The organism is Acidaminococcus sp., from assembly GCA_022482815.1.
Classification (GTDB): Bacteria; Bacillota; Negativicutes; order Acidaminococcales; family Acidaminococcaceae; genus Acidaminococcus.
In genome coordinates this window covers 1,840,847-1,861,831 of record JAKVOM010000001.1, presented here as the reverse complement: position 1 = coordinate 1,861,831, position 20,985 = coordinate 1,840,847, and the positions used below count along the sequence as shown (strand labels likewise).

The window sequence follows — 20,985 nt, the reverse complement described above, 5'->3', positions numbered from 1 at the left end:
GAATGGATTTGGCATTTTTCCGCCCGATAAAAACCTTCAATCCACGCCCCACTCGCGTGGGGCGACTGCTGGCTGAAATGAGCGCGCAAGATTTATACATCCTTCAATCCACGCCCCACTCGCGTGGGGCGACACCATCGTGCGCGCCGTGGCTAGATTCACCGACCTCCTTCAATCCACGCCCCACTCGCGTGGGGCGACAATGAGCCCTAGCGATAAATTTACGGCTTTAGTACCTTCAATCCACGCCCCACTCGCGTGGGGCGACATGCAGGCGCCAACGCGTCCGTTGTCGTTAACCACCTTCAATCCACGCCCCACTCGCGTGGGGCGACTGCGGTTCCGATCACGGAAATTGAAGATTATTTCCCCTTCAATCCACGCCCCACTCGCGTGGGGCGACTTCAAGCTGCTGACGGACCCGCTCTACTTCAACGACCTTCAATCCACGCCCCACTCGCGTGGGGCGACGATGCAGGCGCCAACGCGTCCGTTGTCGTTAACCACCTTCAATCCACGCCCCACTCGCGTGGGGCGACTTCATTGCGATGGACAACGCCCAGCGCATGGCACCTTCAATCCACGCCCCACTCGCGTGGGGCGACATACAATGCCGCATAGTCCGTTCTGCTTACAGCACCTTCAATCCACGCCCCACTCGCGTGGGGCGACCTCTCTATCTGTTCGTCCGTCGGGTCCGCCAGATTCCTTCAATCCACGCCCCACTCGCGTGGGGCGACAAAAGGAGAGATTGATCATGGAGAGAATCGAACTGCCTTCAATCCACGCCCCACTCGCGTGGGGCGACTGATGGATGCCTTTACTTGGCTGCTGTTCGGCAACCTTCAATCCACGCCCCACTCGCGTGGGGCGACCTGATGATGGAGGAGAGTTAACCAGGGTTTTCGACCTTCAATCCACGCCCCACTCGCGTGGGGCGACCTCAATGGCCGAATCTAAACAAAACATTATCGACCCTTCAATCCACGCCCCACTCGCGTGGGGCGACTGCTTTAACCTGGTTGGGCACCCCCCACGTAAACCCTTCAATCCACGCCCCACTCGCGTGGGGCGACGCCGCCTTGCCGGGGGCAGGGTTGCCGCCGATCGCCCTTCAATCCACGCCCCACTCGCGTGGGGCGACGGAGTTGGCAAGGGTGGTCATCAAAATAACCGAGGTCCTTCAATCCACGCCCCACTCGCGTGGGGCGACATCAATGTTCCTGTTTGCTTCGCTTCTGCTTACGCCTTCAATCCACGCCCCACTCGCGTGGGGCGACATCGGTACACTGAAAAACGATGTTGCTATTGCTTCCTTCAATCCACGCCCCACTCGCGTGGGGCGACTTGGGATTGTCTTGGAGTATTCAGAACAACATTCTCCTTCAATCCACGCCCCACTCGCGTGGGGCGACGCATCGACCTGGCCAGAAAGACGGTGTAAGAATGAGCCTTCAATCCACGCCCCACTCGCGTGGGGCGACGTCAGCAGGGCGTTACTGACGCCCTGGGCATCCCAACCTTCAATCCACGCCCCACTCGCGTGGGGCGACCAGGTTGCGATACTGCACAGGCAACTGCTCAAAACCCTTCAATCCACGCCCCACTCGCGTGGGGCGACCAAACGGAAACCATACGCACACATTAACAACTACCACCCTTCAATCCACGCCCCACTCGCGTGGGGCGACTCGGACAGCTCAAGGACGCACAGAGGGCCATGGACCCTTCAATCCACGCCCCACTCGCGTGGGGCGACGAGCTATCACATCTACCTGGATGCCCAGGACAAGCTCCTTCAATCCACGCCCCACTCGCGTGGGGCGACCCTTGCAGATCTTAATCTTTTCCCCGTCATTAAACCTTCAATCCACGCCCCACTCGCGTGGGGCGACCCAGCCTGTCCTACAAGTTCATCACCCAAATCATCCTTCAATCCACGCCCCACTCGCGTGGGGCGACCGCTACATATAGTGGTTTTATCCTCTATACCTAGCTTTCACTTAACTTCTTCCTTATAACACAGACTTTGACATCATTTTTAACTTATAAAGTCTGCCAAAACCGGTGCGAATGGCCCGACAATTTTTCAATCACTCCACTTTCGCACGTTGCTCACTTTTACAAAATCAGCGTTCCATCGATGTCATAGGCGAGATTAACTCCCATTGTTTCGATTTGACTTTTATAATTTTTACTTAATCGATAAAAACGCAAACTGTCATGATCAGGGTCAATGATATTTTTAAGTACATTCTTTAATACAACAAATTGAGCTTCATCCAGTTTGCATTCAAAAACTGAGTTTTGAACACGCTGTCCACGATTCATGCATGCCTTAGCGACCTTACGCAGTCTCCTTTTTCCGGCATTTGATTCTGTGGAAATATCATACGTAACCAGTACATACATGTTTTTCCCACCTCATTTCCAGAAAAATGGTGGATAGGCATCTATATCCCCTCGCAGATAGCGAGCTAAAAGATTGGCTTGAACAAAAGGTACCAGTCCCCATGGCATTTTTTCATCAAGATAAGGATGAGTAATTGTTTCAAGCTTTCTTTCCCGCCACTTCGTCAATGCTTCACGGCGTCCCTCATCATTTAAAAGTACAGCACCGCTGGATTCCACCGTAAAATGCTTTGCGGCAATCTCCTTTTTATTAATAAGAGAGAGTAAGAATCGGTCCACAATACAGCCGCGAAATTCTTCCAATAAGTCGAGAGCAAGAGAAATTCTTCCGGGTCTATCTACGTGCATAAATCCGGCGTAAGCGTCAAGTCCTACCGTTTCCAGTGCACTGGCAATATCATTTCCCATAACACTATAAAAGAAAGAGAGCAGCGCATTGACGCGATTTAACGGAGGTCTGCGAGACCGCACATCAAAGGTAAAATCTTCTTTTTGATTCAGGATCATTTCATCAAAACAGGAGAAATACGCTTCCTGGGCTGCACCCTCAATTCCCCGCAAGTCGTCCATGGTAAGGCAGCTTTTCGCATTATTGATGCTCTCGCTGAGCCGCACAGATTCGCTTTGCAAATGCACCGTATCAATCCGGCTGCCATATTGACGGATATAACGTTCCAAAATCCATTTTTCATTGTATATCTTGGCGAGGATGATGTTTCTGGCAATTGCCAGTGATTGCTGAGCGTCATCCGACACGCGGTACTGAATTCGGCGCAGCAAAATATTACCTGTACTGGCCCCTTGAAAGCGCCCGATAAACCGGCCGTTCGTAGTCAGGTATGCTACTGAAACGCCATGATCATGACATTCTTCCAAAAGTGCAGGGCTCATCCCTACATAGTTGAAAAGGACAACATTATCGAGATTATGCAAGGGGACACGGCCCAACACTTTTTTGTCATCTTTGACGACCAGTGTTTCTCCTTGTTTTCCCACATACACGTCAGGCAGGGTGATATACAGCGTATTTAACAACTGCTTCATTCTTCTGTCACTTCCTGAATGTAGGCTTTGGCCGACTTCACGTTTCCAAGTTCCGGCATGCAAATATTTTGCAGAGAACAAGCTCTGCACTTTCGAGTCTTTTTGACCCTGGGTACATAGGCCTGTTTATAGTATTTATTCATCTCAGCAAGGATTTCTTTTACTTTGTCACGCAATTCGTCAGAGATTGCAATCTCTTTTCGCCGACGCGTCTCAAAATAATAGATAAAGCCCGTAGAGATATGGACACCCATCATTTCTTCCAGGCAAATTGCTTGGGCCACCAGCTGCAGGGTATCGCTGTCGTTATCCTTTTCTTTACCTCTTTTATATTCTATAGGATAGACATTATATTTCGTATGATACTTGCTGAAATAGCTGCCATCGGGATCTTCCACAAGCTCAACAGCATCACATTTTCCCTGGATCTGCAGTTTATGGGAAACAACGTGCATGGAACGAAGTACCCTCTTGCTGCCTATTTTTTCACTAGTTGGTCCATGATCCACCCTGTCATGTTTAATTCTTCCATCAGCAGTGAAAAAATTTTCTTCCCACCGCTGCTCAAGATGAATCAGTCCCCACTGGCGGCGACAAAAGACAAAGTGCTGTATGCCTGCAATCTGGAGGTACTCCGTTTCATTGCAAATTTTTAAATCTGTGTTCATTCGCCATCCAGGACTTCCATCTGTAATCCCTGGTTTTGATAGGAGGCAAGACGTTCTTCATCAACCGATACCTCATAATCAGCAAAAGATTTGGGCTCGCCTTCACATTTTTTCTCTGCAGTAACCAGTCTATGGATCTTAGCGGAAGAGGCAATTCCCAACTTATTGGGATGCGTGAACCAGTATAATCTTTCAACAGCCATGCTGCCTTCAGGGCGGGCACTTGACATATCATTTTCAAACAAAGTCAGTAAAGCTTTTTTGATTGCCTCTGCATCTTCATCACTGAAACCGGTTTTTTCGGCAAAATAACAGTTAATGCTGCCGCAGGCTTTATAGATGCCAAATTCGACGAAGTTTTTGGTCCCCATGGTATCACTGGAACGGCCGCCTTCTTTGGCAGCTTTCATACCATTTGTACTTCTCGTAATCTGCATGGAAATAGTACTTACCGGATCAAGGCTCTTAGCCAAACTGATAGAAACAGGTCCGCGGATCCCGATGGAACGCTTTTGGAAGGTGATAACCTGCCCAAAACTCCGCACATCCATCCATTTTTCACAAGCCTTTTCCCTTACTTCTGAATCATCCTGCTTAGAAGTAAATTCCTTTCCGAATCTTTCTTCCAAGGATTTCATGCCGTCTTCAATACGGTCATTAGCTTGGACAAAAATTTCATAACCTGCGTCCTGGAGGCGATTTCTAATTTTTCTTTTAAGGCAGACATCGGATACTTCTCCGTGACCCTCATAGTCCGTACGAGGCATATTTTCAAGGAGCGGGTCACCGTTAGGATTAGCGTCTTTTACAGAAAAGAACAGAACGAAATCAATTTTTTTACTTAATGTAGACATATTTATTCTCCCTTTCTCACTAAATTAAGCTTCTTCAGCCTGAGTTTTATTTTCAGATTTATGGTCAGCATGCTTCGTAAAGAATTGTTGTTTTTGATAATAGAATCCCAGAATAAAATTTTCATTGACGGGGCGATTATTTACGGCGTCACTCTTATTCAGTGTAAGAATCTCTGTATACAAATCACCCAAAATCTTATCAAGAGTGACCACGTAACCCTTATGGGATTTAAGCAAATAAGTTCTGCAGTACTGTGTACGTTTCTGTAATTCCATGGTTGTCTGCTGTGGGCGCTGAATCATAGCTGTCCAAAGCCTGCTGGCATTTGTCGGTCTCCCTGCTTTTTCACTGCTGCTCTCTTCGCTCCTTAATTTCATCGCGTAACTTTCCATCTGATCATACACTGCCAGAATTCTGCCGTAGATAAAGCTTCTGTCACTCATACTGATAAGTTCTCCTTCCTGATCAACTACTTGAGTCCCATGATCCATCTCATATTTTTTAATCAGACTCCCCACAACCAAATGGGCATTTCCTAAATGATATCTGAAGGTAGCCGGATTTATAATTCGCTGAAATCCCAATTCCATAATATCCCTGGGCAATGGTTTTCCTTCCAGCATGCACTCCATCAATCTTTCCAGGAAGTTGACTCTGACTTTTTCTTTTTTGGCAGACACAGTAATTGCTTTATCAGAGTCATCTCCTACAAGCACATTGGTAATTGAAAACAATGATGGAGCCATTGCGATTCGTTTTTGTTTCTGTTTAGAATAGATGGGCCAATCCAAACCATGGAACCAGGCTGTAACCCTCTTTTTCAGGTCAGAATTGCTAAAGGTTCTGAAATACTTTACAGCTATACGTCCATTATTAATCTGCTCCATCATAAGCACGCAGAAATAATTGTCGATATCTGTATTCTTAATATCTTTAATACCTGCAACAAAATCAGTGATAGAACGGCTGCGATTACTGCCTAACACATAGGTTTCACTAGGGACGGTTTCCTCTTCTTTCTCATCATCTTCGTCTTCTTCACTTGCCATCACGCCAGATGTAATCGGCATACCTCCCAGGAGCAGGTCATGAGACATCCAGGAAATTACGTAACTGCTGCCTCCTAGGTAACGTTTATAAGCATCAGAATCCATGAGAAATTTAAGCATGTTATGTACTTTCTGAGAAGTTACATATCCGACATGAACGACTTCCTCTCCGGTTTTAAAACGTCCTCGCCAGGTTTCCGGATGATTACTAATTCCGATTAATTTTGCGGTACCCATGATTCCACGATGCGTAAAAATGCAATACTGTTTTTCCCCTGAAACGTCGCAGTAATCATCTTTAGAATGATCGGTCTTAATCTGAGCATTTACATAATCAATATAGAACTGATGAAGCAGTTTCATTTGATTGTTGTCAGAAGTCTCATCATTCAATTCCACTTTAAAAACAATAAAAATCTTGGGCAGCAGCAAATGATGCAATTCCGTTTTTCCATTTTTGTCTATATACCAATTGATTTGGTCTAAGTTTCCTTTTTTCTCGCCTTCAGCAGGAGACTTCTCTTTACCTTGAAAATAACCCGTCCCGGCCGTTGTCTGTTTTATAACAGTCAGCACATCCTGCTTTACATCATGCCGTGTCACGTAATCATAAATCGCCCTGAAAGTCCGGTTAGGATGCTTTTTTTCAAAATCAGAAAGAGGCTCAAGCCCTTCCAAATACATTTTGTGCTTGAGAGAATCAGGATCATCAAACGACCCCGCTACGTAAGCAAAATCATCAAATAAAGGATGTGGACAGGGGTTCGCAGTACGGACGACAGAAGTCTCGGATACGGGAAAAACAACGTACTCCCCTTCATCCAGGAAGCGGCCTTCCAGGAATTCACCCTTTTCAGAGATAGTCAGTTCTGCAATATCCATCTTTCCCGAACTTCTCCTATTGGAATGATATAAAGGCAGAAGTGTAGGGACATTCGGAGCATGGAAATCATCGACCATCTGCTGGGATTCAGCATATTCATACGTGCTGAGCAGAGCCTGAAACAGATTCATGCGCCATTCCTCCTTCCTGATTATAGGCTTCCCATTCTTCATCCACCGTACGTACAGAATCTTTAGAAAAACTATGAATTTTATAGTTGGTCAGCATATGATGGATTGGACAATCCTCCGGGCGCTTAAAACGAATGACGCCATTTTCCATCACGATGGAATCAAACTGAGAATATAATTCTCCTTCACCCTTCTTATTCTTGTTGGTTTCCTGATAAGAAAAAGAATGGAACATAATGCCAAGAGAAAGCTTTCCTGTAAAAGGCGGAGTGAGTGCATCATATTCTTTTTCTCTTAAACGGGTTACTGCTCCGATGCACTCCCGGGTTCCCAGAAATATATCCCGACGGCCGCCCCGCTTCATAGAGCGCAGTAAAATCTGCTCGTGCTTTTTTTCATTGCGGTCCTGTTCAAGTTGAGGTCTTCCCTCGGCCCACTCAAAATGGAATTTGATGGCGTAGGATACATCACGGAGGTACGTAAAATGACTTAAATCTTTTTTTCCATTATTCATTGGCAAAAGAACACTCTTCGTTTCCGTCTGAATCGGCTTCAACACTTTAACTTCATCGATAAGATAATACAAAGTTGGTTTCCAATAGACCGCTTCCACGATACCTTTCAGGGCCTGCATGGTTGGCACCAGGTAACTTACCTTTTCACCAATCCCCTTGCTGAGCGGATCCGTAAATAACGCATAAGGTCCCTCAATTTTCATATAAAAAGGATTTGAAGCAAACAATTTTGTCCCTCCCTTAAAAGATTTCATCCTGCATTTGAGATTTATTCAAACCTACGTCTGCGTCATAGCAGCTTTCATTTAAGATATAAATGCCATATTTTTTGAGCATATCTTCTGCTTCCAAATAATCAGCATATTTTTCTGGATTTCTGATTGTCACCGTGTAACGCTGCAGTTTTTTCAGTAAACCTTTAAGTTTTCCATAATCTTCACTGTCAATAGCTTCATAAAGGTCGTTGAGCAAATCTTCGTTTTTATAGTGAACGATAGCAGTAATTCCTCCCTCGTCTATGAGTTCAAACTGATCAGCCGCTGTTTTAAAACTTTGCCTTAGCATAAAGCTGGTAGAAAATGGACGTTTTAAAAAAATTTTCTCTGGATGATGCACTTCGTTATACCCTTCTACGACAGTATTATTTCTGCCCAGGTAAGATAGTATGGTTTCATTTCCATTTTTAACTGGATAGGATAAAGTGCTCTGCACAACGTCGTCTCTATAAAGATTCTTATAATAAGCCTCGAGATTACCAGATAAATCTAACTCTCTATTTTTTTCCAGCCCATCGGGAAATATTTTTCTGAGGGTCTTTGCTGCCGCTTCCCGTGCCTTTCGCATTTCGGGTAAATGACTAAAACTCTCCTGCCTATATGCCAACAAATATACTTTGCCTTTTTCAGCAAGCTTGCCTTCACGGTTACACCGTCCGGACGCCTGCAGGACTCCATCAATGCTTGTCATCGAGTCCAGCACGACGTCAAAATCGACATTGACACCGGCAGAAATCAGATTCGTAGAAACGCAAAGTAACGGCTTTTTTCTCTTGCCTTCACGAATAGCTCTTAACTGTTCTTTTAACCCCGCAATCCTTTCCAAACGATGCGCCGCGCAAAGATTGGTCGTCAAGTAAACAACATCTACTGAATCCCCAAATTCTTCCTTTGCAGCCTGGCACATCGTGTTGACAGCGCTCTTCGTATTGAGAATAAGCAAAATGCTTTTACTGTCTTTTAAATTTTCACGAATTTGGGCAAGTACATCTGCAGTCTCCATCTGATCCGAAAAATGACTGCCCAACAGAGAGTAAAACCGAACCCTTGAGAAAACGGAATGATGACTCCATTTGGATGTCACTAAAGAAGGCGGCTGCTGTGCCGTTCCATAGAGGCACGGATAAGTAAGTACGTCTCTCTTATCCAAGGCTGGGAGCGTAGCTGTACAGTGAATCACCACTGTTCCCATAAAATGTGTGAGAAAATCAGTCATTAAATTCATCAAATAGACCGTTTTTAATGGCAGTGACTGCACTTCATCCATAATGATGACACTGTGCGCCAGTTTGCAAAAGCGTCGAATATTTGATGATTTACCTTTAAATAGCGTGTTCGTCAGCTGAACCATTGTCGTTAGTACTACAGGTGATTCCCAACTATCTTTCAAGTAGCTGCGAAGAGAGTACTCTTCTTCATTATCATCACCATTTTCTTCTTCAATAACATTGGAGTGGTGTTCCAGCACATAATCCTGGCCGATGATATTCTTGATGTCCTTTGCGTTTTGTTCCAACACTGAGAGGTAGGCCGTCACATAAAAAATACGATGATCATCATGTAAAAGAGCATGACGAATTGCGTATCTCATCCCTGCGAGTGTCTTTCCTGATCCCACTGGCATATCTAATGTAAAGCAGCCGTCCGCAGTATTATTGGCGGCGCTAAATGTCTCATCAGCAAGTTCTGAACGCACATCATTGATTATACTTTTTCCCTTATTCTTAGCGAACGACTGATACAGACCTTCAATTTTGTTCTCCATATCATTCCATATGGCTTTCATTTCGCTTGCTGTAAGGACTTTATCTTTATCTTCACGATTCCAATTAGAGGAATCATAAATATCCGCTTCCTTCAAGATGGAAAGCAGAAGTCTAACTGTGGCGCCCTGGAAGAAAGCAGCGGTCTGCCTTTTGTGTTTGGGAGATACTTCTGCACTCACAGTTTGAATTTTTTTGTTCCAATCCAAATATTCATGAAATCCCAAATCAAATAAGGTCAATAAATTTTTATGAAATTTCCAGTAGGAAAATTGGTCAAGTTCATTTAAATAAGGGAGAAAATTTACTGACTCATTTTTGGTAATCATTCTATTTTCAGCAAGATCAAGACGAATCTTCGTCCGTAATTCATAATCAGCTGACAGTACATCGTAAATACCATGATGAGCAAGGATGGGATAAGTAAGCATCTCGCAATAACCATTAAGGTTCTTATCGTCATTGGTGTATTGGGGACTGGTTTTCCATTCTTCTTTGATTTTATTGACACAATACCCGCCCATAGAAGAATGGTCACCCCCTGATTGGGTCTGGCCGAGCAGATATTCCTGAAAGTCCGGACTTGCTTTTCCGAAATCATGCAGCAGCCCTATGAGCGTACACATATTCCCCAATTTTAAGGGCGTACCAAGCTCTTCAGCACGTTGAGCTGTGTGCAGCAAGTGATTGGATAACGATTGCTTGCTCACACTGCCTTCTATTATTTCTAAATGTGCGGATAAATCAGAAAAATGCATTAAGCCCACCTTGTTTCAATTAAGATTAAGAATAAAACTTAAAATCAATAATCTCACAAGTCCATTATACATGAATTTAATTATAATAAAATATAATCTGTGAAATTTGTTAAACTTAGAGTGATTTTTTTCTCTCGATTGTTCTATTCATTGACAAAACAAAAATTTAACTATTTATTATGGAACATAAAATACAAAGGCCGCAGATCCATCAATATGCTAGATGGTATATTGATGGATTCTGCGGTCTTCAGGTATATAGATTGAAGTAGAAGGAAAAGAAGCTATCCCTCCACCGCAAGCGGTCTGCCCTCCTTTCGAAGCCGCAGAGCGGTCCGCCCTCCTTCCTAAAGGACAAAAAAAAGCTATCCTCCACCGCTATCGTCAGCGCTTCCTGTCGTCAGCGCTGACTGCGGTTCTCCTTTCGAAGCCGCGAAGCGGCTTGAAAGGAGGTCCAAGAGGAATTCCAAACCTTACGGTTTGGCTTAATTAACGCGAACAAGAGGGCGGGTGCGATAATTTTAATTCCAGTGACAAAATGCAAGAAACATTTTTTGGCAAACCGCTCGTCGGTTTGCTTCCTACAGTGCGACCGGCGACCCGCGACCAGCGACATGCGCCTGAGTTTTTAAGACAAAAAGGCCGCAGATTCATCAATGTACAATACGTACGTTGATGGGTTCTGCGGTCTTCTTATCAAAACTCTTTTGAAAAAACTCCGGCGGGGAAGCCGATGAGGCCAGCCGAATCGCTGAGCCGCCGCCGGGTGCTTTTCCGTTAGTTTTCTCTTTATTTACCGGTACGTCCACGCTGCGTCAGAGGTACGCCCTTCTTGCAAAGCGGGCAGTCTTCGGGTTTGTAGGCTTCGACATCGAGTCTCAGCAGGGGTTCGGTACGAACGCCGAAGTCGACTTTGCCGCCGCTGCGGTCTACCAACAGACCGACACCGACCGGTACGCCGCCTTCCCCTTTGACGACGTCGAGGACTTCACGGACGCTGCCGCCCGTGGTCACAATGTCTTCCACGATGAGGACACGGGTGCCCGGTTCAATATGGAAGCCTCTCTTGAAGGTCATTTTCCCGTTCACGCGTTCGGTGAAGAAGAAGCGCGTGCCAAGGTTCTTTGCGACTTCATAGGCCAGGAGGATACCGCCGGTCATAGGGCCGACTACGAGTTCCACGTTGTCATTGATGAAGCGGGAAGCAATTTCCTTGCAGAGTTGTTCCGTGTATTCCGGACGCTGCAGGACGTTGAATTTTTCGACATACGTCGGGCTGTGCAGTCCGCTCGTCAGCAAAAAGTGACCGCGCAGGACAGCACCTGTTTCTTCCAGCATTCTAAGGACTGTGTGTTCGTTCATGCTTGTACTCCTTCCATTTCTTCAAGAATCTTTCTGACCGCTTCCTGTTTGTCGGCTGCCTTCGTGATCGGGCGGCCGATAACAAGATGGGTAGCCCCGTTTTTGAGCGCCATTGCAGGCGTTGCTATACGACTCTGGTCGTTGGCTGCCGCCCAGGCAGGCCGTACACCAGGCGTTACGATTAAGAAATCTTTGCCGCAGCGTTTCCGGATGCCTTCTGCTTCCCGCGGGGAAGCAACGACTCCGTCAAGACCGCTTTCCTTGGCGAGTGCTGCCAGATCGAGGACTTCTTCCCCGATGGTATTGGCGTAATGAAGCGGTTTCCACTGCGCTTCATCCATGCTCGTCAGGATGGTTACGGCAATGAGTTTCGGTGCCGGGCGTCCCAGCTTTTCCGCTGTTTCGCGGACAGCTTTTACCCCTTCTGCCATCATCTTCGGCCCGCCGACGGCGTGCACGTTCATGATATCGGCACCGAGTTTCGTCAATACAGCAAGGCTATGAGCCACCGTATTGGGAATGTCCTGCAGTTTGAGATCAAGAAATACTTTTTTGCCGTGCTCTTTTAAGTACGTTACCATTTCAGGGCCGGCACTGTAAAAAAGTTCCATGCCCACTTTATAGAAGCTGACAGCGTCTCCCAATTCCTCAACGACTGCTTTGGCTTCGTCCGCCGTCGGAAAATCGAGGGCTGTAATCAGTCTGTCATCTGCTTTCATAACTTCCCTCCCGGAAGAGCTTTCCCCACGATATCGGACAGTTTATCGATGTGATGGGCATCGAGATACCCCAGGATGCCGTCACAGAGCTGACCCGTCAGAGCAGGGTTCTGGAAATTGGCCGTTCCCACGGCTACGGCTGAAGCACCGGCCAGGAAGAATTCCATGGCATCCTGCCAGCACGTAATGCCGCCCATGCCGATAATCGGAATCTTGACGGCCTGCGCTACCTGGTACACCATGCGCACTGCTACAGGGCGCACGGCAGGACCGGAGAGGCCGCCCGTCACGTTGCCGAGTACCGGGCACTGCCGCTCGATATCGATTTTCATGCCGAGGAGCGTATTGATGAGCGATACGGCATCGGAACCCGCGTCTTCTGCGGCACGGGCAATCTCCGTAATATCCGTCACGTTCGGTGAAAGTTTCGTAATAATTGTCTTGTGGGTACGCGCCCTGGCGGCCTTCACGACTTCTGCCGCCTGTTTCGGATCCGTACCAAAGGCGAGTCCCCCGCACTTGACGTTCGGGCAGGAAATATTGAGCTCAATAGCGGCGACGCCGTCCACATCGAGCATCTCTGCGAGCTCCCCGTATTCCTCCGCCGAGTCACCGTCGATATTGACGATGATGGACGTGTCATACTTTTTGAGCTTCGGCAGCGTTTCATTGAGGAACACTTCCACGCCGGGATTTTCCAGGCCTACGCAGTTGAGGATGCCTGACGGCGTTTCCACGACGCGCTGCCCTTTATTGCCGGCGCGCGGTTTGAGGGTCGTGCCTTTGACGGTAATGGCGCCGAGCTTATTGAGGTCCACAAAATCTTCGAATTCAACGCCGAAGCCGAAGGTTCCGGAAGCTGTGGTGACCGGATTTTTCATGTGAAGACCGCCGATATCGACGGCGAGTCTCATTTCCGCGTTTTTCACCATTCCGTCACCTCCTGAGCCCAGAATACGGGGCCATCCTTGCAGACCTTGACCCGCTTGCCGATGCCGCTGCAGGTGCAGGACAAGCAGGCGCCGAGGCCGCAGCCCATGTATTTTTCAAGGGAGATTTGACAGGGAATGCCGGCTTTCATGACCATTTCCGACACGGCGTGCATCATCGGCGAAGGGCCGCAGACGTACACGAGGTCATAGACCTTCGAAGCGAGAAGCTCCGGCAGTACGGCCGTGACAAAGCCTTTGGTGCCGCGGGAACCATCGTTTGTCGTTTCAAACTGGTGCTCCGTCTTATCGCGAAAAAGATTCGTCCAGAACAGTTCATCGGCTGTGCGCCCGCCGACAACGACGTCACAGGGCACGGTCAGGTTCGCCGCAAGGAAATGCAGCGGAGCAAGGCCCACACCGCCGCCTACAAGAAGCGGATGCTTTCCCGTCAGGGCAAAGCCGTGGCCCAAGGGGCCCATGACGCTGATTGTATCACCTGCTTTGAGTTCGGCGAGAAGTTTCGTCGCTTCCCCGACAATGCGGTACATGATAAGAAACGTCCCTTTATCGCGGTCCACACCGGCCACACCGAAAGGACGCCGCAGAAGCGGCACGGTCAGGTGATTGGAACGCACTGTGACAAACTGCCCCGGCTCAGCGTTTTGCGCGATTTCCGGTGCTTTGACCGTAAGTACACAGATGTCCTGGGACAGCGGCTGCTGCCCCAGAACCTCTCCGTCAACCAAATATTTTTTCATACCTTACTCCGTCTTCAGGTCCTGCAGTGCATAGACACTGACCGTACGACGGCGGCGCATTGCCCCCAGAGCATGCTGCAGGGCACGTGCCGTATCAAGGCTCGTCAGGCACGGAATAGCGTGTTCTACCGTGCTGCGGCGAATCTTGAAGCCGTCGCGTCTGGCATCCTGTCCATGGGTCGTGGTATTGATGACCATGCAGATGCGGCCTTCCTTGATGTCTTCAAGGATGTCATGCTTACCGGCACCGACTTTGACGGCCGTTTCGACGTCCATGCCTTTGCTTCTCAGGAACTTCGCCGTACCTTCCGTAGCGACGATGTTATAGCCCATATCTTCGAACCCTTCGGCGATATCGAGGACTTCTTCCTTATCCTGGTCAGCGACGGTAATGAGGATGTTGCCGCGTTCAGGCACATCCGTACCGGCTGCGATGCAGGCCTTGTAGAGAGCGCGCGGGAACTGGGAGTCTACGCACATGACTTCGCCCGTGGATTTCATTTCCGGCCCAAGGCTGATATCGACATCGCTCATCTTGTTGAAGGAGAAGACCGGTGCCTTGCAGGCGTAATAGTCCGGGAAGAGTTTCAGGCCGCCTTCGTATCCTTGTTCTTTCAGGCTGACGCCCATAGCGCACTTCGTGGCCACGTCCACCATGGAGATGCCCGTTACCTTGGACAGGAACGGTACCGTACGGCTGGAGCGCGGGTTCACTTCGATGATATAGAGCTTTTCATCGCGGACGATGTACTGGATATTCAGCAGGCCGTGTACATCAAGGCCCAGTGCCAGTTCGTTCGTGAATTTAATGATCTGCTCAATGATGTATTCGCTGAGCGTACGCGGCGGATAGACGGCGATGGAGTCACCGGAGTGCACGCCGGCACGTTCGATGTGTTCCATGATGCCCGGAATGAGCACTTCCTTGCCGTCGCAGATGGCATCGACTTCGACTTCCGTACCCATGAGGTAATGGTCAACGAGTACAGGGTGTTCGTGAGATGCCTTTACGGCGCTCTTCATGTAATACTTCAGTTCTTCGTCGTTATAGACGATTTCCATGGCGCGGCCGCCGAGTACGTAGGACGGTCTTACCATGACAGGATAGCTGACATCATTAGCAGCCTTGATAGCGCCTTCCGTATTGAATACGGTGTGTCCTTTCGGACGAGGAATGCCGACCTGGGTCAGCAGTTCATCGAAGCGTTCACGGTCTTCGGCGCGGTCGATGTTGTCGACGCTCGTGCCGAGGATCTTCACGCCGCAGTTATATAGCGGACCGGCCAGGTTGATAGCCGTCTGGCCGCCGAATTGTACGATAACGCCTTCCGGTTTTTCACGGTCGATGACGTTCAGTACGTCTTCGAGGGTCAGCGGTTCGAAATACAGACGGTCAGCCGTATCGAAGTCGGTGGATACGGTTTCCGGGTTGTTGTTGATGATGATGGTTTCGTAGCCGAGGTCCTTCAGCGCCCATACGGAGTGTACGGAGCAGTAGTCGAACTCGACACCCTGGCCGATACGGATTGGGCCGGAACCCAGTACGACGACTTTCTTCTTGTCGCTGTCGCGGACTTCGTCTTCCACACCGTACGTGGAATAGTAGTAAGGCGTTTCGGCATCGAATTCGGCAGCGCAGGTATCAACCATCTTGTAAACCGGCGTGATGCCCATTTCCTTGCGGAGGGCGCGGATTTCGAGACCGGTCTTGCCGACGAGGCGGCCGATTTCTTCATCGCAGAAGCCTCTCTTCTTGACTTCGCGCATCAGTTCCGGCGTCAGCGGCTCACTCTTCAGTCTCTTTTCGAGTCTGACGATGTTCATGATCTTGCGCAGGAAGAATTCGTCAATCTTCGTAATGTCATGCGCTTCGTCTACGGTCATACCGCGGCGGAAAGCTTCGGCAATGGCAAAGAAGCGTTCGTCGTTGACCAGATGAACCTTGGCAAACACTTCTTCATCGGACAAATCATGGAATTCGGGCTTATCCAGATGGATGACACCGATTTCAAGGCAGCGGAAAGCTTTGAGGAGAGCTGCTTCCATGTTGCGTTCAATGGCCATGACTTCGCCCGTAGCCTTCATCTGGGTACCCAGCGTATGGTCGGCATTGACGAATTTATCAAAAGGCCAGCGAGGAATCTTGAGGACCACATAGTCCAGGGTCGGTTCGAAGCAGGCTGTCGTCTTCTTCGTAACGGCGTTTTCGATTTCGTCGAGCGTATAGCCGGCAGCAATCTTGGAAGCCACCTTGGCAATCGGATAACCTGTAGCTTTGGAAGCAAGGGCGGAAGAACGGGATACACGAGGGTTAACTTCGATGACGATGTATTCCTCGGAATCCGGGTTCAGGGCGTACTGCACGTTGCAGGCGCCTTCGACGCCGAGTTCGCGGACGATGTCGATAGCAGCCGTACGAAGCATCTGTACTTCGCGGTCCGTCAGGGTCTGGCACGGAGCCACAACGATACTGTCGCCCGTATGGATACCGACAGGGTCAAGGTTTTCCATGTTGCAGACGGTGATGCAGTTATCGGCACTGTCGCGGACGACTTCGAATTCGATTTCCTTCCAGCCTGCTACACTGCGTTCAATCAGTACCTGGCTGATGAGGCTGTACTGCAGGCCTTTCGTGCAGATATCGTCCAGTTCTTCATCGTTATGGGCAATACCGCCGCCCGTACCGCCCAGGGTGTAAGCCGGACGGACAATGAGCGGATACCCGATCTTGTGGGCAAATTCCGTAGCGGCAGCCACGGATTCCACGATGGTGCTCTGAGGAATCGGCTGATGCAGTTTCTGCATGGTTTCCTTGAAGAGTTCGCGGTCTTCTGCCTTCATGATGCTCGGGATCTGCGTGCCCAGGAGCTGTACGTTATATTTTTTCAGGATGCCCTGCTTGTCAAGTTCCATAGCAAGGTTCAGGCCGACCTGACCGCCCAGGGTAGCCAGGAGGGAATCCGGGCGTTCCTTGGCGATGATGCCTTCGAGGAATTCCACGTTCAGCGGTTCCACATATACACGGTCGGCAATATGCACATCCGTCATGATGGTTGCCGGGTTGGAGTTGACGAGGACAACTTCCAGACCTTCTTCCTTGAGGGCCCGGCAAGCCTGCGTGCCGGCATAGTCAAATTCGGCAGCCTGGCCGATAATAATCGGGCCGGACCCGATGACCATGACTTTCTTTACATTCTCTTTTTTTGGCATAATCAGTGCCCTCCCATCATCTTGATAAACCGATCAAACAAATAACCATTGCCGCTCGGTCCGGGAGAAGCTTCCGGATGGAACTGCACCGTGAAGGTCGGATGGTTCAGATATTTCAGCCCTTCAATCGTCCCGTCGTTCAGGGAGCGGTTGATGACTTCAATGGGAAGACCCTTCAGGGAATCTTCGTCGACCATGAAGCCGTGGTTCTGGGAAGTAATCATAATCTTATGGTCCACATAGTCGCGGACAGGCTGGTTGATGCCGCGGTGACCGAAGAGCATTTTCTTCGTCTTGGCGCCGCAGGCAAGGGCCATGACCTGGTGACCCATGCAGATGCCGAAAATCGGTTTCTTGCCGACCATTTTCTTGATGTTTTCGATTTCTACCTTAAGGTCCGCCGGATCCCCGGGTCCGTTGGACAGGAAGATACCGTCCGGATTGGCGGCAAGCACTTCTTCTGCCGCCGTTTCAGCCGGATACACGGTGAGATAGCAGCCTTTAGCCACGAGGGATTTCAGGATATTGCGCTTCACGCCGTAGTCCATAACGGCCACGCTGTAGTTTGCTTTATCCTTATCACCCATGTGGTAAACCTGCTTCGTCGTAACCTGCGCCACCTGGTCGTGACGTTCCGGCGTAGCAAGGAGTTTCTGGATTTCGTCTTCCGGCGTATCATCCGGCACAATGACGCCCTGCAGCGTACCATAGGAACGGATGCGGCGGGTAATGGCGCGCGTATCCACACCGGTCAGCACAGGAATATGATTCTTTTCGAGGAATTCCATGACTGTGCCTTCATCGCGCCAGCTGCTCGGTTCATCGCAGAGTTCGCTGACAATCAGGCCTTCATAGCAGCAGCCGTCGGACTGATTGAAGATATCGTTGCAGCCGTAGTTGCCGATGAGCGGATAAGTAAAGATTACAATCTGTCCGCAGAAAGAAGGATCCGTCAGGGTTTCCTGGTAGCCTGTCATGCCCGTCGTAAAGACGACTTCGCCGACTGCCTTGTGATCGCCGTACAGGATGCCTTCGTAGACACCACCATCTTTAAGTACTAACTTCCCTTTTACTTTTTGCATACTACACCGTCTTTCATAACAAATTGACCATCGACCATGGTGGCCACAGCTTTCCCTTTGCAGTGCTTTCCGTCAAACGGGGTGAGGCGGCCGCGCGTATAGAACTTGCTGCTGTCCACGGTCCATTCTTTGTTGAGGTCAAGAATCGTGATGTCCGCGTTATGACCTTCCTGCAGAGTGCCGGCATCGAGATTGAAGAGCTGTGCCGGGCGGGTGCTCATTTTTTCGACGATTTCATTGATGGTAAAAAGCTTCGTATGGTAGAGTTCAGTGAGGATGACGCCGACCGACGTCTCAAGGCCGCAGAACCCGTTCGGCGCGTACCGGAATTCCACATCTTTTTCTTCCGGTGCGTGCGGTGCATGGTCCGTGACGATGGCATCGATGGTGCCGTCCTTTAAGCCTTCGCGCAGGGCTTCCACGTGCTCCCAGGAACGGAGCGGAGGCGAAACGCGGGTGGCTGTATTATAAGAGGCGCACATCTCATCGGTGAGGGTCAGGTGATGAACCGTCGCTTCACACGTAATGGGAATGCTCTTCTTCTTGGCTTCGCGGATGATGTCCACGGCGCCTTTGCTGGCTACGTGGGCAATATGGATATGCGTTCCCGTGTACTGCGCGATAATGGCATCACGGGCTACACACATATCTTCGGCAATGGAAGGAATGCCGGGCACGCCGAGCCGTGCGGAAACGGCGCCTTCGTGCATGTATCCTTCATGGTTCATTTCTTCTTCAATATCGTGGCAGATCAGGGCCTTGTCGAAGTTACCGGCATAACGGGCTGCCAGCAGCATGATGGTCGGTCTTTCCACGAAGTGACCATCATCGGAGAATGCCATGGCTCCGCGCAGGGCCATATCCCCCATTTCGGTGATTTCCTGGCCCTTTTCGCCTTTGGTAATGGCACCGATGACTTCCACGTGTACATAACCTTCTTCGGCAGCGCGCTTTTTGATGCCGCTGACAACGATGGAAGAATCGATGACCGGTTTCGTGTTCGGCATGCAGGCCACGCGGGTAATGCCGCCTGCGGCTGCAGCCATCGTGCCGGTAACGAGGTCTTCCTTGGCTTCCAGGCCCGGTTCTCTCATGTGGGTGTGCAGGTCGATGAATCCGGGCGCCACAACAAGGCCCGAAGCATCGTACACTTCGTCGCACGGTTCTTCGATATGGTCGGCAATCTTGGCGATTCTGCCGTTTTCAACCAGCAGGTCCTTGACGGCGTCCAGATGCTGGCTGGGATCTACAAGGTGTCCATTCTTAATCAGCGTTTTCAACTTGCTTCCCTCCTGTCAGCGTCAAGAATAACAGCGCCATACGGACGGCCACGCCGTTCGTGACCTGTTCGCGGATGACGGCCTGGTCACTGTAGCCGAGGCCCCAGGAAATTTCAAGGCCGCGGTTCATCGGGCCCGGATGCATCACAAGGCAGTCCGGCTTGGCCAGTTTCATACGCTCTTCGTTCACTCCGAAGATGCGGGCATATTCGCGCGGCGTCGGGAAGAGGCCCTTCTGCTGCCGTTCGAGCTGGATGCGGAGGATATCGACCACATCGGCGCCTTCGATGGCGTCTTCCACGCGCTTATGGACGGTGACGCCCAGTTTTTCGATTTCGTAAGGCATCAGGGTCATCGGGCCGGCCACATGGACATCGGCACCGAGCTTCGTCCAGGCTGCGATGTTGCTGCGTGCCACGCGGCTGAAGAGGATGTCGCCGATAATGGCCATCTTGAGGCCCTTGAAAGATTTTTTGTGTTCCAAGATAGTGTACATATCGAGCAGGCCTTGCGTCGGATGGGCATGGCAGCCGTCGCCGGCATTGATGACGACCGGTCTGGCAATGTCTGCCGCATATTTAGCCGCGCCTTCCACGGGGTGCCGCATGACAATCGCGTCACAAGCCATGGACTGTACCGTCAGGATGGTGTCCTTCAGGCACTCGCCTTTCTTCACGCTGGAACTTCCGGTGTTGATGTTGATCACATCCGCACCCAGATATTTGCCTGCCAATTCGAAAGAGGTTCTGGTACGCGTACTGTTTTCATAAAACAGGTTGATGATGCATTTCCCGCGCAGTGAGGGTACTTTTTTGATGTCCCTCTTCAGAATCTTTTTCATTTCCTTCGCCGTGTGCATGATGAGTTCGTATTCCTCGACGGACAGAGAACTCAAATCGAGTATGTCGCGTCCGGAAAGACTCACTGCCGCCTTTGCCATAGCAAAACCTCCTATCTGAATCTGCCAGGTGACCTATAAAAATAAGCCTTCTCGTCCTAAGACAAGAAGGCTTTCAAGTCGTTCATGAAGGGAATGTACGATTCCCGCAAAAGTCCCTTTCTTAGTCTCACAGGACTAGATTAAAGGTCCCCTATTGAATTTGTTTTCATTCTATCACTGGCTAGTATAAAAGTCAACGTGAAGGAGAAAGGCACCTCAGATAATCTGGTGCTCGGCTGGCCTCGCACGCATCTTATCTGAGAGCTTTTTCTAAGGAAACTTTTTCCGTCCGGCGCAGAAATATGAGCGCATCTACTGTGTCAGGTTGGCTTAGGAACCACTCGATATA

15 protein-coding genes and 1 CRISPR repeat array (1 of these 16 running past the window's edge) are annotated in these 20,985 nt (G+C 49.6%); all 15 genes read right to left on the bottom strand.

Annotated elements, in window-relative coordinates:
- Window positions 1-1,962: direct repeats of the CRISPR family, unit length 33 nt; unit sequence CCTTCAATCCACGCCCCACTCGCGTGGGGCGAC; it reaches 11,065 nt to the left of the window's first position.
- 159 nt (window positions 1,963-2,121) lie between these two features.
- The 15 genes from cas2 to LKE33_08020 all read right to left on the bottom strand — a co-directional run bounded on the left by cas2 (window position 2,122) and on the right by LKE33_08020 (window position 20,636).
- Window positions 2,122-2,412, bottom strand: a complete 291-nt coding sequence (gene cas2, locus LKE33_08090) for a CRISPR-associated endonuclease Cas2 (protein ID MCH3950875.1) — start codon at window positions 2,410-2,412, stop codon at window positions 2,122-2,124.
- Between the two features lie 12 nt (window positions 2,413-2,424).
- Complete coding sequence (cas1c, locus tag LKE33_08085) at window positions 2,425-3,456, bottom strand: type I-C CRISPR-associated endonuclease Cas1c (protein MCH3950874.1); 1,032 nt, start codon at window positions 3,454-3,456, stop codon at window positions 2,425-2,427.
- Window positions 3,453-4,124 (bottom strand): CRISPR-associated protein Cas4, encoded by a 672-nt coding sequence (gene cas4 / locus LKE33_08080; GenBank protein MCH3950873.1) that lies wholly within the window; start codon window positions 4,122-4,124, stop codon window positions 3,453-3,455. Before cas4 ends, cas1c begins: the two co-directional genes overlap by 4 nt.
- Window positions 4,121-4,978 carry a type I-C CRISPR-associated protein Cas7/Csd2 gene (gene cas7c, locus LKE33_08075; GenBank protein MCH3950872.1) on the bottom strand — a complete coding sequence of 286 codons (858 nt, stop codon included), beginning with the start codon at window positions 4,976-4,978 and terminating at the stop codon, window positions 4,121-4,123. Before cas7c ends, cas4 begins: the two co-directional genes overlap by 4 nt.
- Window positions 4,979-5,002: 24 nt before the next feature.
- Window positions 5,003-7,042, bottom strand: a complete 2,040-nt coding sequence (gene cas8c / locus LKE33_08070; GenBank protein MCH3950871.1) for a type I-C CRISPR-associated protein Cas8c/Csd1 — start codon at window positions 7,040-7,042, stop codon at window positions 5,003-5,005.
- On the bottom strand, window positions 7,008-7,784 hold the full coding sequence (cas5c, locus tag LKE33_08065) for a type I-C CRISPR-associated protein Cas5c (protein MCH3950870.1): 777 nt from the start codon (window positions 7,782-7,784) through the stop codon (window positions 7,008-7,010). The genes cas8c and cas5c overlap by 35 nt, the downstream gene beginning before the upstream one ends.
- A 13-nt stretch (window positions 7,785-7,797) precedes the next feature.
- Entirely contained in the window at window positions 7,798-10,353 is a 2,556-nt protein-coding gene (locus LKE33_08060; protein MCH3950869.1) for a CRISPR-associated endonuclease Cas3'', read from the bottom strand.
- 789 nt (window positions 10,354-11,142) lie between these two features.
- Window positions 11,143-11,715 carry an orotate phosphoribosyltransferase gene (gene pyrE, locus LKE33_08055; GenBank protein ID MCH3950868.1) on the bottom strand — a complete coding sequence of 191 codons (573 nt, stop codon included), beginning with the start codon at window positions 11,713-11,715 and terminating at the stop codon, window positions 11,143-11,145.
- The gene (gene pyrF, locus LKE33_08050; GenBank protein ID MCH3950867.1) at window positions 11,712-12,434 is read right to left on the bottom strand and encodes an orotidine-5'-phosphate decarboxylase; all 723 of its coding nucleotides are present in this window, start codon (window positions 12,432-12,434) and stop codon (window positions 11,712-11,714) included. The genes pyrE and pyrF overlap by 4 nt, the downstream gene beginning before the upstream one ends.
- On the bottom strand, window positions 12,431-13,366 hold the full coding sequence (locus LKE33_08045; GenBank protein ID MCH3950866.1) for a dihydroorotate dehydrogenase: 936 nt from the start codon (window positions 13,364-13,366) through the stop codon (window positions 12,431-12,433). The genes pyrF and LKE33_08045 overlap by 4 nt, the downstream gene beginning before the upstream one ends.
- A complete protein-coding gene (locus LKE33_08040; protein ID MCH3950865.1) occupies window positions 13,360-14,124 on the bottom strand; it encodes a dihydroorotate dehydrogenase electron transfer subunit in 765 nt (254 codons plus the stop codon). Before LKE33_08040 ends, LKE33_08045 begins: the two co-directional genes overlap by 7 nt.
- A 3-nt stretch (window positions 14,125-14,127) precedes the next feature.
- Window positions 14,128-17,334 (bottom strand): carbamoyl-phosphate synthase large subunit, encoded by a 3,207-nt coding sequence (gene carB / locus LKE33_08035; protein MCH3950864.1) that lies wholly within the window; start codon window positions 17,332-17,334, stop codon window positions 14,128-14,130.
- Between the two features lie 2 nt (window positions 17,335-17,336).
- Window positions 17,337-18,416: a glutamine-hydrolyzing carbamoyl-phosphate synthase small subunit gene (gene carA / locus LKE33_08030; GenBank protein ID MCH3950863.1), complete on the bottom strand. Its 1,080-nt coding sequence runs from the start codon at window positions 18,414-18,416 to the stop codon at window positions 17,337-17,339.
- Window positions 18,404-19,696 carry a dihydroorotase gene (locus LKE33_08025; GenBank protein ID MCH3950862.1) on the bottom strand — a complete coding sequence of 431 codons (1,293 nt, stop codon included), beginning with the start codon at window positions 19,694-19,696 and terminating at the stop codon, window positions 18,404-18,406. The genes carA and LKE33_08025 overlap by 13 nt, the downstream gene beginning before the upstream one ends.
- On the bottom strand, window positions 19,680-20,636 hold the full coding sequence (locus LKE33_08020) for an aspartate carbamoyltransferase catalytic subunit (protein MCH3950861.1): 957 nt from the start codon (window positions 20,634-20,636) through the stop codon (window positions 19,680-19,682). Before LKE33_08020 ends, LKE33_08025 begins: the two co-directional genes overlap by 17 nt.
- Window positions 20,637-20,985: the final 349 nt, after the last annotated feature.

Bases quoted from the DNA above. Each gene is read 5' to 3' on its own strand.
- LKE33_08045 (MCH3950866.1), bottom strand. From the start codon at position 13,366: ATGGTGAAAAACGCGGAAATGAGACTCGCCGTCGATATCGGCGGTCTT.
- cas1c (MCH3950874.1), bottom strand. From the start codon at position 3,456: ATGAAGCAGTTGTTAAATACGCTGTATATCACCCTGCCTGACGTGTAT.
- pyrE (MCH3950868.1), bottom strand. From the start codon at position 11,715: ATGAACGAACACACAGTCCTTAGAATGCTGGAAGAAACAGGTGCTGTC.
- LKE33_08060 (MCH3950869.1), bottom strand. From the start codon at position 10,353: ATGCATTTTTCTGATTTATCCGCACATTTAGAAATAATAGAAGGCAGT.
- carA (MCH3950863.1), bottom strand. From the start codon at position 18,416: ATGCAAAAAGTAAAAGGGAAGTTAGTACTTAAAGATGGTGGTGTCTAC.
- pyrF (MCH3950867.1), bottom strand. From the start codon at position 12,434: ATGAAAGCAGATGACAGACTGATTACAGCCCTCGATTTTCCGACGGCG.
- cas8c (MCH3950871.1), bottom strand. From the start codon at position 7,042: ATGAATCTGTTTCAGGCTCTGCTCAGCACGTATGAATATGCTGAATCC.
- cas2 (MCH3950875.1), bottom strand. From the start codon at position 2,412: ATGTATGTACTGGTTACGTATGATATTTCCACAGAATCAAATGCCGGA.
- cas7c (MCH3950872.1), bottom strand. From the start codon at position 4,978: ATGTCTACATTAAGTAAAAAAATTGATTTCGTTCTGTTCTTTTCTGTA.
- LKE33_08020 (MCH3950861.1), bottom strand. From the start codon at position 20,636: ATGGCAAAGGCGGCAGTGAGTCTTTCCGGACGCGACATACTCGATTTG.
- carB (MCH3950864.1), bottom strand. From the start codon at position 17,334: ATGCCAAAAAAAGAGAATGTAAAGAAAGTCATGGTCATCGGGTCCGGC.
- LKE33_08040 (MCH3950865.1), bottom strand. From the start codon at position 14,124: ATGAAAAAATATTTGGTTGACGGAGAGGTTCTGGGGCAGCAGCCGCTG.
- cas4 (MCH3950873.1), bottom strand. From the start codon at position 4,124: ATGAACACAGATTTAAAAATTTGCAATGAAACGGAGTACCTCCAGATT.